Below are 11,914 nucleotides of genomic sequence, written 5' to 3' on the forward strand. Positions count from 1 at the left end.
CGATGGCTGAAAAGCTTGGAGTATATATCTGTGGAGGTTGCGACATCGGTGACAACATCGACGTCGCTGCGTTGGCCGAATTCGCTGCCAACGGCAAACACTCCTCCTGCGTGACCGTGGCCAAGTCTACCCCGGTGCTGTGCAGCCCCGAGGGCAAGGCCATGATCGAGGCCGACATCAAGGAACAAGGACTCGACGGCGTGGTCTGCTGCGCCTGTACCCCGCGCTCCAAGTGGGATGTGTTCAAGTTCGGCGATGCCATCCAGGTGGAACGCGTCTCCCTGCGCGAGCAGTGCGTGTGGTCCTACCAGGAAGATCCCAAATTCCCTGGCCAGATGGAAATCATCGCCAAGGATTATGTCAATATGGGAATCACCAAGCTGTTCAACAGCCGGATTCCCCAGCCGGAACTGCCGGACGCTTTCAAGACCGTACTGGTCATGGGCGGCGGCTTCACCGGCATGAAGGCGGCCCTGAATGCCGCAGCCCTGGGCTACGAAGTGGTCCTGGTCGAAAAGGACGAGACTCTGGGCGGCAAGGCCGCGACCATGTACAAGTCCTTCCCCTTGGGCGCCCCCTTCAGCGACCGTGAACAGGAAATCGGCATCGACGCCCTGATCAAGGAAGTCGAAGCCAACGACAAGATCAAGATCATCACCGGCGCCACCCTGGATTCCCTGGCCGGCGCTCCCGCCAAGTACAAGGCCACTATCGGTGGAACCGAGTACGAGATCGGCGCGGTTGTCATGGCCACCGGCTGGGTGCCCGGCAAGGGCAAGTTCCTGGCCCCGCTCGGCTACGGCGAGATCAAGAACGTTGTCACCACCGCCGAGTTCGAGAAGATGGCTGCCAACGGCGGCATCAAGATGGCCAACGGCCAGGCTCCCGACTCCGTGGCCTTCATCGTCGACACCTCCCTGCTCACCAAGAACGTCTCCTACGACGCCTGCGGCGAAGCCTGCGAGGCCCCCGAGGACATGCCCTGCAAGGAAGGCGACGAAAGCGAAAGCGCTGAAGAGTGCGAAGTCTTCGATTACGCCGACAAGGAGTCCGCAAAGCACCTGGCCTACAGCTCGGAGCTGACCTCCCTGATCGCCCTGAAGCAGGCCAATTACGTCCGCGAGCTCGCTCCCGAGGCCGTTGCCTACGTTGTCTACGACCACATGATGGTCCCGGGCATCAACGAGAAATACTACCAGGCGGCCCAGGACGATCCGGGCGTCATGCTGACCAAGGGCACCGTCACCGGTGTCAAGGAAGCCGGCGCCAAGATCCTGATCTCCGCCAAGGATACTCTGCTTGGCGCCGAGGTGGAACTGGCCGCTGACATGGTTGTCCTTCCGACCGCCATCGTGCCCACCACTGCCGCTAATCCGACCATGAACTTCGTCTACCGCCAGGGCCCGGCCTTCCCGGATCTGGAGCTGTTCGACGGGTTCGCCGATTCCAACTACATCTGCTTCCCCTACGAAACCCGCCGCACGGGCGTCTACGCCGCCGGTTGCGTGCGCCAGCCCATGGGCCTGGGTCTCGCTGCGGAAGACGCTGCCGGTGCCGCCCTCAAGGCGATCCAGTGCATCGAGTCCGCCAACCGCGGCGTGTCCGTGCACCCGCGCTCCGGCGACCTGAGCTTCCCCGAGTTCAACTTCATGCGCTGTACTCAGTGTAAGCGCTGTACCGAAGAGTGCCCGTTCGGCGCCCTGGACGACGACGAGAAGGGTACGCCGCTTCCGAACCCCACGCGCTGCCGCCGCTGCGGTACCTGCATGGGCGCCTGTCCGGAACGCGTCATCAGCTTCGCCAACTACGGCATCAGCCAGATCGGCCAGGCCATCAAGGAAGTCAAGGTTCCCGACACCCTGGACGAGGGCGGTCCCCGCATCATCGTCCTGGCTTGCGAGAACGACGCCTACCCGGCCCTGGATATGGCTGCCATGCGCGGCAAGTCCTGGTCTCCCTACGTCCGTTTCCTGCCGGTCCGTTGTCTCGGTTCGGTCAACGCCATTTGGGTGGCTGACGCCATGTCCAAGGGTGTTGACGGCGTGATGATGCTCGGCTGCAAGTACGGCGACGACTACCAGTGCCACTTCGTCAAGGGTTCCGAGCTGTGTAACCGCCGTAAGGAGAACATCGCGGAGTCCCTGGGACGCCTCGGTGTGGAACCCGAGCGCGTCGAGCAGTACGAGGTCTCCATCGACATGTACGACAAGGTTCCGGCCCTGATCGACGAGTTCGTGGAGAACATCACCACAAACTTCGGCCCCAACCCGTTCAAGGGCTACTAGGAGGTACGGCATGTCAAATACCGTCAAGGTACAACCGGACCTTAAGTTCGTTAAAGAGTTGCAGGCCGTAGGCGGCGACTCCCTGAAGAAATGCTACCAGTGCGCCACCTGCTCGGTGGTCTGTCCGCTGTCTCCCGCTGACAGCCCGTATCCCCGCAAGGAGATGGTCTGGGCCCAGTGGGGACTCAAGGACCGCCTGGTCAATGATATCGACATCTGGCTCTGCCACAACTGCGGCACCTGTTCCGACATGTGCCCGCGCGGTGCCAAGCCGGGCGACCTGCTGTCCGCCCTGCGCAACATGGCTTACCGCAACCTGGCTCCGCTGCCGATCATCGGCAAGCTGATGTCCTCCAGCTCGGGCATGCTGCCCCTGGCAGCCGTCCCGGCGATCATCTACGCCATCATCTGGGTGATCATGGCCGGCAAGACCGGCTCCTTCCTGCCCACCTTCGAGTGGGATCACGCTGCCCATGCCTGGAAAGCGGTTCAGGACGGCGCCATCGTGTTCGGCGGCCTGTTCCCCGGCGACTACACCATCGACCCCATCTTCATGCTGGTCTTCCTGTTCATGCTCTGGGGTTTCTATGCCGGTGTGCGCAACATGCTCAAGGCTTTCGACTCGCAGCCCAAGACCTTCATCGTGGGCCGCAAGGATGAGCCTTGCTTCTGCTCCTGCCTGATCGATACGCTCAAGTACGAGATCCTGCAGCACACCCAGTTCAACGATTGCAACGACGAAGAGTCCGATGAACTCGACGTGAAGCGCGCCGGTGGGCACAAGATGCTCATGTTCGGTTTTGTCGCGCTGATGGTCGTCACCGGCGTCGTGGCTTCCGGCCACTGGGGCGGCTGGCTCATGCGGACCATCGGTCTCGAGAGCCTGGGCAACATCCTTGGCGCCATCGGCCACACTCCGATGCCCATTTACAGCCCGGTCAAGCTCCTCGCCTTCGTCGGCGCCGGCCTTGGCATCTACGGCCTCATCGCCCTGACCAAGCGTCGCGTGAACCTGGACCAGTCCAAGCAGTCCTCCAACTGGTATGACTGGTATCTGCTGACCCTGATCTGGACCATCTTCCTGACCGGTCTCGGTGCCTTTGTCTTCCGTACCCTGGGCGTGGCCCTGCTGGCCTACCCCATCTACTACGTGCACCTGATCGGAGTGTTCATGCTGCTGGCATACCTCCCCTGGTCCAAGCTGGGGCACCTGGTTTACCGTACTGTGGCATTGTCCTACGCCAAGAAGATTGGCCGCATTCCCATGGGCGCCGACAAATAGTCGCCTGGGTGAACATAAAAAAACGAAGCTTACTTAGTTAAGGAGGCATCAAATGGCTGAAGCTAAGGTATTCCCGATGAACGCTTTCGTGTCTGTGCTCCGCGGCGAAGCCGCCGACCAGACCCAGCTCGATATGCTGGCTTACATCACCCAGGCTGAAACTCTGGACGCCGACGTCGCTCCCGTGGCGCAGGCCCTGTCCAAAGCCTGGATCTACGAACAGGAACCCGGTCTGACCAAGTACGCCGAAGGCGACATCGCCAAGCTCGGCAACCAGGTCAAGATCGAAGCCCTGCCCGAAGGCGAGGCTGCCCGTGCCCAGGCCGTCCTGGACATCATGGCCGCCCTGAAGGCTGAGAACGCCGCTCTGAAGGCCGAAGTGGAAAAGCTGACCGCCGAGAAGAAAGATCTGGCCGCCAAGCTGGATCCGCTGGCCGCCAAGGTCAAGACCATCGACGCTGCCAACGCCGCCGGCGAGCAGCAGGTCTCCGTGGCCACCACCAAGCTGAACGAAATGACCGCCAAGCTCAACGAACTCATGGAGGAAGTTGACAAGGTCAAGAAGCAGGGCGTTGTGGTCGCCGGTGTTGCCGGTGACGGTGCTGCCGCTGCCGACGGTGCCGCGCCCATGGCTGACGGCCCCGAGGTCGGTGGCGAGCCCGAGGCCGATTTCGGTCTCGGTGGCGACGCTTTCGGCGGCGACTGGTAAGCCGCGAGTCGACAAAAGAACGCAAGGGGCTGTGCCATTGGCACAGCCCCTTTTTTGCGTTCTTTTGTCGGCTCGCGGACCCGGCAAGCGATAGCGGCGCATCCACGTCGTTGTCGAGGTTGAGCCTGTCCTTGCCGTATTAAGATACGGCGGCGGGCGGCTCGAACCTCTCCGCCTAGCGGCTGCACCACTCTCGCAAGCCTCCCTCGGTGCTCGGGCTCGCATCGCTTTGCTCTGCATGCGCGGGAGGGCGGGCTGAGGTGGAGCCTTGTGGGTGTTGGTTGGAAAGCGTTGACGATCGAACCAGACTAATTAGTGGGAGGGATCAGGATGTTTGGTAAATGTATGCAAGGGCATGCTCCTCTTATGTAATGTATTAGACAACAGCTTTTCATGCTTGCTGACCCTTCTTTGGAATGACCTGCTGATAACTTGCGGTTTTCGTATCCGCCGAAGGCGCGCCAAAAAGTTTAGGAGGGGAGAAGGGGATAGGGGGTCTGGGGGAAAGGGGAAGAGGGGAAGCCCTTTTCGAAAGGGTGCCCCTCTTCCCCTTTCCCCCAGCCGCCGGAGGCATTCTTTCTCTTGACCTTGACGCGCCTGGGGGCTAGGGCAGAGCCCATGAACGAAACATTATGGATTCTTTTCGCGTTGGTGGATCTGTGCATGGTCCTGGCCGTGTACCGCTTTTTCGGCAAGGTGGGGCTGTTCGGTCTGATGGTCTTCAACCTGCTGTTGTGCAACATTCAGGTGCTGAAAACCGTGGAACTGTTCGGTCTGACCACCACGCTCGGGAACGTGCTGTATGCCAGCGTGTTTCTGGCCACGGACCTGCTCAGTGAATTTTACGGGAAGAAGGAGGCGCAGAAGGGCGTACTGCTCGGCTTCGTCTCGCTGCTGATGATGGTCGGATACATGCAGATCGCGCTCTACTTCCAGCCTGCCTCGGACGACTTCGCCCAGCCGCATCTCATGGCCTTATTCGGGTTCATGCCGCGCATCGCCATGGCCAGCATGGCCGCCTACCTGGTCTCCCAGATGCACGACGTTTGGGCCTTCCACGCCATCCGCGAGCGTACCGGCGGCAAATGGTTGTGGCTCCGAAACAATGCCTCTACCATGGTCAGCCAGTTCCTGGATTCCGCCATCTTCTGCACCATCGCCTTCTGGGGCATGTTCCCGATCAACGTGTTCTGGGAGATTCTGCTCTCCACCTACATCATCAAGGTGGTCGTGGCAGCACTGGACACGCCGTTCATCTACCTTGCCAAGCGCATCTTCCAGAAGGAAGGGGACGCCTTGGAACACGCATAGCGTTTTACCCGAAGAGAATCTCAAGAGGCTCCCGCATCGGCGGGGGCCTTTTTTTTGCGGACATCCGGGGAGGGCTCTCAGGCCTAACTGTATGGCTTGCCTTGGGAGCGAGTCATTCAACGAAAAGAGTCACCCGGGGTTCCCTTAAACTGGGTGTTTAAAAGCGTCCCCTGAAAGAGCGTCGGCTTGTGGCGGGGCTGACACGCAAAAGAGGCGGCCCAATGCATGGGCCGCCTCTTTGCTTGTGTGATTCGAGAGGGTGAAACGGCGAAACTAGCTACGCATGCCGTTCATCACTTTGTGCAGCTCGCCGGCCAGGCGGGCGAGGTCGGCGACGGCTTCGGCCGACTCATGCATGGCGCGCGAGGTTTCGTCCGCCGCCACGTTGATCTCACTGGTTGATCTGGAGATTTCCTCACTGGCGGCAGACTGCTGTTCCGCGGCTGCCGCGATGGAGCGGACGTTGTCCGAGGTCTGGCCGGAGAGGTCTACAATGGTCGCCAGCGCCTGCCCGGCCTTGCCCACCGTTTCCACTGTGGTCGCGACCACGCCGACGGTATCCTTCGTGGAGGCCACGTTGGCCTCGGCCGAGAGTTGGATGGCGCGGATGTTGTCCTCCACGTTCTTAGTGGCGTCCATGGTTTTTTCAGCGAGTTTGCGCACCTCGTCGGCTACAACGGCAAACCCTCGCCCCGCATCGCCCGCCCGAGCGGCCTCGATGGCGGCGTTGAGAGCCAGCAGGTTGGTCTGGTCCGCGATGTCGGAGATGACGTGCATGATGCCGCCGATGGAGTCGGCCTGCTTGCCCAGTGCGTCCATGTCCTCGGCCAGCTTGGCTGCCTGGCTCTCCAGGAAGGAGATTCCCTTCACTGCTTCGTCCACGATCCGGGCCCCTTCTTCGGCCTCCTGCTTGGCCTGGGCGGAGATGTCGGAGGCGACAGAGGCGTTTCGCGCGACTTCAATGACGGTGGCGTTCATCTCTTCAACGCTCACGGCCACTCCGGCTGTCAGCTGGCTGCTTTTCTCGCTTGCCTGTGAGGAGTGCTCCACCTGTGATGAAATCTGTTCGGAAGCGGACGCTAGCTGATTCGAAATGGCGTCGGCCTGATTCACCGCCTCGGATATGGCCGTGTTCTGTGTCTGGAGGGCCTCTTCCTTCTCCTTGAGGGCGGTCATGTCCAGATAGAGGCAGAAGCCGCCCAGACACTCCCCGTGATCGTTTCTGAGGGCGTAGACGTTGGCGAGGACATGGTGGGTCCCGCCCTTGTGCCCCTGGATGGTGACCTCCAGGTTGCGGAAGGTTTGGCCCTGATGCATGGCCTTGCCCACTGCGGTTTCACGGCTGGGGTCATTGTAGAAGATTTCCGCGAGGGTCCGGCCCAGCTGTTTCTCCACCGGGCCGTCCACTTCAACCATATCCAGGGTCGCCTGGTTGGTGAAGAGGGTGCGCTCCTCGGGATCGACGAGCAGGAAGGGCATGGGCAGTCCTTCGATGATTCCTTCCGCCAAACCTTTGTACCGATCCAGCCCGCCTGCGAGTTGGCGCAGAGCTGCGGCGGTCGCCGGGTCTCCGGTTGCCGTGGAAAAATCCACAATTTCGCCTTTGGCGGCGTTATCGATGAGGGTTGCGAGCCGGGATTCGCCTCCCGTTTCGCCTTGGCGGATCAGGAGCAGGCAGAGCAGGGCGACCAGAGCCGTGGCCGCTCCTGCCGCCCAGATGGCAGCCGGAGATTCCGGGCCGAGAGCCTGACCTGCCGCGCTGGCGGCAATCGCAGTAATAATAACGGCAAACGCCGACGCAATGATACGCGTTGTGATGGACCTGTGCATACGCACCTCGTCTGATATTGCTGAGATGAAAGAGGTTGGAGCGATTCGAGCGCGCCTTTCAGAAAGCGCACCCGGCCTAGCTTGCGGGCGTCTTCTTCTTGAGCAGGGGCTTGCCCAGGCCGAATCGGGTCAGGGTAGCCTTCATGTCTGCGGTGGAGGCCGGCGTGCCTCGGTGCAGGACTCGGACGCGGTGCCAGGTGCTTCCGTTGGCCTCACCGGAGTTAATATTCGTTCGCAGTCCTGCGCCGCTCAGCTTGGCAGCAAGGGATTCCGCCATGTCGAGCTTGCGGAAGGAGGCCACCTGGTAGATGTAGTCGAAGGTCGCCTCTCCGGGCTGAGCGGTCGGCGCAGGAGCCGGTGCGGGCGCAGTTTCGGCCTTGGACTCAGCCTTGAGCTTTGCCGGTGCCTTTGGTTTATTGGCATCCGCTTCGGCCTTGGCTTCGGCGGCGGCGTTGGCCATGACCTGCTTGGGCGACTCCTTGAGGCGCTCGGGGTAATCGAGCTCCTCAGGCTTGAGGATCTCGTTCTTGAGCGGCGCTTCGCCCACCTGGCCATGCTGTTTGTCCGGCATGAGCTCGCTGAGCTGGGGGACGTCCGCCTCGGGGCGGTAACCCCGCCCGATGAGGATGCCCATGACAAAGAAGAAGGTGAGCGCGAGCACGCCCGCACCCACGGCAGTGATCATGCCCGGCAGGGAGAGCGAGAAGTCATAGGTCTTCTTGGTCACCTGCAACTTGGGCATCTTGACGCTGTAATCCGAGTCCTTGTTCTTTGCCATTCCGTTTCCCTACATGCTCTCGGGAGCGCTCACGCCGAGCAGGTCGAGCCCGCCTGCAATCACCTGGGCCACGCAGCCCAGGAGCATGAGTCTGGCTGCGGCCATCTCCGGTTCGGCGGAGAGCACATGGCAATTGGTGTAATATCTGTGCAGCGTCGAGGCAAGCTCCTGGAGGTAGGTGGAGATAAGGTGCGGGGACTGGGTCCTCGCCGCGGCCTCCACGCAGTCCGGGAACTGGTCCAACAGGCGGAGCATCTCCAGGTCGTACTCGGTGGAGAGCAGGGACAGGGACGCCGCCGAGATTCCGGCAGGAGCGACCCCGGCCTCGTCCGCCTTCTTGTTCAGGGAACAGATGCGGGCGTGCGCGTACTGCACGTAGTAGACCGGGTTGTCCATGGACTTCTGCTTGACCAGCTCCAGGTCGAAGTCGAGCTTGGAGTCGGACTTGCGCGAGAGGAACATGAAGCGGGAGGCGTCTGCTCCGACCTCGTCGACCACGTCCTTGAGGGTCTCGAACTGGCCTGCCCGGGTGGACATGGCGATAGGCTCGCCGTCGCGCAGCAGGTTCACCAGGTTGACCAGAATGACGTGCAGGCCGCCTTTCTTGCCGAGCGCTTCGCACGCGGCCATCATACGCGGCACGTAGCCGTGATGGTCCGCGCCCCAGATGTCGACCACGAGGTTGAATCCGCGCTTGAACTTGTTGTCGTGGTAGGCGATGTCCGAGGCGAAGTAGGTGGTGTCGCCGTTGGACTTGCGCAGGACGCGGTCCTTGTCGTCGCCCAGCTCGGTGGAGCGGAACCAGAACGCGCCGTCGGCCTCGTAGCCCATGTTGGAGGCGGTCAGGTCGGCGAAAGTCTCGTCCACCTTGCCGTCCTTGACCAGGGACTTCTCCGAGAACCAGACATCATGGTGCACGCCGAAGGCCTTGAGGTCCTCCTTGATGCCGTCCAGGATCTGGTCTTTGCCGTACTCGGTGCAGATGGCCGTGGCCTCGGCCTCGTCCATGTCGGCCAGCCCGGGATGCTTCTCCCGCAGTTCCGCGGCGATGTCCTTGATGTAGTCGCCCTTGTAGTAGTCCTCGGGCTCGGCAACATCCTGCCCGGCGAGCTGCTTGGCGCGGTAGAGGATGGAACCGCCCAGGATGAGCATCTGGCGGCCGGCGTCGTTGATGTAGTATTCGGCCTCCACATCGTATCCGGCCTTTTTCATGATCCGGGTCAGGGAGTCGCCCAGGGCCGCGCCGCGTCCGTGACCGATGTGCAGCGGGCCGGTGGGGTTGGCGGAGACGTACTCCACCTGGACCTTGGTGCCGTTGCCCATGGTGGACGTGCCGTAGTCGCGCCCCTGTTCGGCGATGACCGCAGCGGTCTCATGCCAGAAAGAGGGGGCGAGGGTGAAATTCAGGAAGCCGGGTCCGGCGATGTCCACGGACTCGATCAGGGCGTCGCCCTCCAGGGCGGCGGCGATGTCCTCGGCAATGGCGCGTGGGGCCTTCTTGGCCTGCTTGGCCAGCATCATGGCCACGTTGGCGGACATGTCGCCGAACTTTTTGTCCTTGGGCGGTTCGATGACGGCCTTTTCGGGCCAGTCCCATCCCTTGTCGGTCAGGACCGCCTTCAGCACGTTTTCCAAGTGTATTTTGGCTCTCATGGATTATCTATCTCCTTAATCATAGCTCGTGGTCGGGGCTGTAGCATGTTTGCCCCGGAACTCCAAGCAGGGAAAAGTCGCAGTTCCCGACCGGTTCGCCGATGTCCCGCAAGCGGGTTCGGGCGGGTCGTCGGGGAGGGGAAGACGGGTTATCGCTCTCCGGCGTGTTCGGCCAACAGGGCGAAAACCCGGTCCTTGTCCAGTTCGGTGGTATCAATGGTCACGGCGTCGTCCGCCGGTCGCAAGGGGGCCACGGCGCGGTTCCGGTCCTGGTGATCGCGCCGGGCGATCTGCTCCTTGAGTTCCTCAAGGTCGGCGGGTTTGCCCAGCCCCTCCAACTGATGGAAGCGCCTGTTGGCACGCTCTTCGACCGAGGCGTCCAGGAAGAATTTGTGCGGGGCATCCGGGAAAATGACCGTGCCCATGTCGCGGCCTTCGGCCACCAGGGAGAAACGCGCTCCCAGAGACTGCTGGGCCGTCTTGAGGTAGGCGCGGACCACGGGCAGGGTGGCCACGTTGGACGCCCACATGCCCACCTGCTCGGTGCGGATCTCATTGCCGATGGGCGTGCCGTTCAGGGAGAGGACCGAGTCCTCGCCCACGCCGGAGAGGGTGAAGTCGAAGCCCGCCAGTTCATCTTTGAGCCGTGTCTCGTCCCAGTCCCATGAGCCTTCGCCCAGCTTCCAGGCCACGGCCCGGAACATGGCACCGGTGTCCAGGTAGGGGATTCCCAGCTCGCGGGCCAGTCTTTTGGCCATGGTAGACTTGCCGACTCCGGCAGGTCCGTCGATGGTGACGATTAATTTAGCCACGCAGCAACTCCCCGATAACCTTGATGAACGTTTCGTTTTCCTGTTTTGTCCCGACGTTGACTCGAATGCAGTCGGGCAGGCCGAAGCTCTTCAGGGGGCGGACGATGATGCCTCGCTCCAGAAGCGCCTGGAAAACGTCCATGGCGTTCTTGGGGGGCTGGAACATGACGAAGTTGGCCTGGGTGGGCCAGACCCGGCAGCCGAGCCGCTTCAGTTCGTCGGCGAAGTACTCCCGGCCGCTCATGACCAGTTGCAGGGTCTCGTTGTAGAAGGTCTCGTCGCGCAGGGCGGCAATGGCGGCCTCCTCGGCCAGCAGGTTGACCGTGAACGGGATGCGGGCGTTCTTCAGCCGCGCCATGAGGGCCGGGGGCAGGATGCCGTAGCCCACGCGCAGTCCTGCCAGGCCGTAGGCCTTGGAAAAGGTGCGCAGCACGACCAGGTTCTCGAATTTGTCCCAGGCCTGGACCGGAGTATAGGACTCGGGCGGCCAGGTGAAATCCACATAGGCCTCGTCCACCACCAGCAGGCAGTCCTTGGGCAGGACCCCGGCCAGCACGGCCAGGTCCTCCACGTGGGCCACCTGGCCCGTGGGGTTGTCCGGGCTGGTGACGATGACCATGGCGGTGTTCTCGTCGGCGGCCTCGGCCATCTTGTCCAGGGGCAGGGCGAAGTCCTTGCCGCGCGGCACCTCGCGGTATTCGACGCCCGCCAGCTTGGCGCACATGCGGTACATGGAGAAGCAGTGTTCGTAGCAGACTACGTTATCCCGGCCAGGGTGTGCCTTCATGCGGAAAAGCATGTCGATGATCTCGTCCGAGCCGTTGCCCACCAGCACGCACTCCTCGGGCACGCCGACCTGGCGGCTGATCTCCTCCACCAGGCGCGGGGTGTGGTTCTCGGGATAGCGGAAGGCGCGGGCGGCGTTGCGCTCGATGGTCTTCTGCACCACGGGCGAGGTGCCCAGCGGATTTTCGTTGCTGGCCAGCTTGATGACGGTCTCCAGGCCGTATTCCGCCTGGATCTGCTCGATGGTCAGGCCCGGTTTGTAGGGATCGAACTCCATGATCTCCGGGCGGACGCTGAATTCTCTCATGACTGCGTGTCCTTGAATGAAATTGTCGGCCGGTGAAACCGGCGGGCCGTTCGCCGTTGCTTGCACGGGAGGGGAAAAGGCCCCATCAAGGCTAGTGCCTGATGTCTCCCGCCGCGCCATTGATGCGAAAAAGGTCGTTCCAGCCCGTGGCCGGGCGTGTG

The 11,914-nt window shown here is 62.2% G+C and carries 9 protein-coding genes; 4 read left to right on the forward strand and 5 right to left on the reverse strand.

The features are described from left to right. The first annotated feature begins 2 nt into the window (after nucleotides 1-2). From GM415_RS07100 to GM415_RS07115, 4 genes are all read left to right on the forward strand, one after another. Nucleotides 3-2,285, forward strand: a complete 2,283-nt coding sequence (locus GM415_RS07100; RefSeq protein WP_158947125.1) for a hydrogenase iron-sulfur subunit — start codon at nucleotides 3-5, stop codon at nucleotides 2,283-2,285. Between the two features lie 10 nt (nucleotides 2,286-2,295). Next, nucleotides 2,296-3,567 (forward strand): quinone-interacting membrane-bound oxidoreductase complex subunit QmoC, encoded by a 1,272-nt coding sequence (qmoC, locus tag GM415_RS07105; RefSeq protein ID WP_158947126.1) that lies wholly within the window; start codon nucleotides 2,296-2,298, stop codon nucleotides 3,565-3,567. Nucleotides 3,568-3,619: 52 nt separating this feature from the next. Beyond that, nucleotides 3,620-4,276: a hypothetical protein gene (locus GM415_RS07110; protein ID WP_158947127.1), complete on the forward strand. Its 657-nt coding sequence runs from the start codon at nucleotides 3,620-3,622 to the stop codon at nucleotides 4,274-4,276. Nucleotides 4,277-4,894: 618 nt separating this feature from the next. After that, complete coding sequence (locus GM415_RS07115) at nucleotides 4,895-5,587, forward strand: queuosine precursor transporter (RefSeq protein ID WP_158947128.1); 693 nt, start codon at nucleotides 4,895-4,897, stop codon at nucleotides 5,585-5,587. A gap of 273 nt (nucleotides 5,588-5,860) precedes the next feature. Here GM415_RS07115 and GM415_RS07120 read toward each other — a convergent pair whose 3' ends face one another. From GM415_RS07120 to hisC, 5 genes are all read right to left on the reverse strand, one after another. Further along, on the reverse strand, nucleotides 5,861-7,417 hold the full coding sequence (locus GM415_RS07120; protein ID WP_158947129.1) for a methyl-accepting chemotaxis protein: 1,557 nt from the start codon (nucleotides 7,415-7,417) through the stop codon (nucleotides 5,861-5,863). 76 nt (nucleotides 7,418-7,493) lie between these two features. Beyond that, entirely contained in the window at nucleotides 7,494-8,195 is a 702-nt protein-coding gene (locus GM415_RS07125; RefSeq protein ID WP_158947130.1) for an SPOR domain-containing protein, read from the reverse strand. A gap of 9 nt (nucleotides 8,196-8,204) precedes the next feature. Continuing rightward, nucleotides 8,205-9,848 (reverse strand): arginine--tRNA ligase, encoded by a 1,644-nt coding sequence (argS, locus tag GM415_RS07130; RefSeq protein ID WP_158947131.1) that lies wholly within the window; start codon nucleotides 9,846-9,848, stop codon nucleotides 8,205-8,207. Between the two features lie 149 nt (nucleotides 9,849-9,997). After that, nucleotides 9,998-10,660 (reverse strand): (d)CMP kinase, encoded by a 663-nt coding sequence (gene cmk / locus GM415_RS07135; protein WP_158947132.1) that lies wholly within the window; start codon nucleotides 10,658-10,660, stop codon nucleotides 9,998-10,000. Further along, nucleotides 10,653-11,771, reverse strand: coding sequence for a histidinol-phosphate transaminase (hisC, locus tag GM415_RS07140; protein ID WP_422393765.1), 1,119 nt, complete (start codon nucleotides 11,769-11,771; stop codon nucleotides 10,653-10,655). Before hisC ends, cmk begins: the two co-directional genes overlap by 8 nt. Nucleotides 11,772-11,914: the final 143 nt, after the last annotated feature.

Origin of the sequence: Pseudodesulfovibrio cashew (assembly GCF_009762795.1) — a bacterium.
Classification (GTDB): Bacteria; Desulfobacterota; Desulfovibrionia; order Desulfovibrionales; family Desulfovibrionaceae; genus Pseudodesulfovibrio; species Pseudodesulfovibrio cashew.

Coding starts and splice junctions, on each gene's coding strand:
- GM415_RS07100 (WP_158947125.1), top strand. CDS start 3: ATGGCTGAAAAGCTTGGAGTATATATCTGTGGAGGTTGCGACATCGGT.
- qmoC (WP_158947126.1), top strand. CDS start 2,296: ATGTCAAATACCGTCAAGGTACAACCGGACCTTAAGTTCGTTAAAGAG.
- GM415_RS07110 (WP_158947127.1), top strand. CDS start 3,620: ATGGCTGAAGCTAAGGTATTCCCGATGAACGCTTTCGTGTCTGTGCTC.
- GM415_RS07115 (WP_158947128.1), top strand. CDS start 4,895: ATGAACGAAACATTATGGATTCTTTTCGCGTTGGTGGATCTGTGCATG.
- GM415_RS07120 (WP_158947129.1), bottom strand. CDS start 7,417: ATGCACAGGTCCATCACAACGCGTATCATTGCGTCGGCGTTTGCCGTT.
- GM415_RS07125 (WP_158947130.1), bottom strand. CDS start 8,195: ATGGCAAAGAACAAGGACTCGGATTACAGCGTCAAGATGCCCAAGTTG.
- argS (WP_158947131.1), bottom strand. CDS start 9,848: ATGAGAGCCAAAATACACTTGGAAAACGTGCTGAAGGCGGTCCTGACC.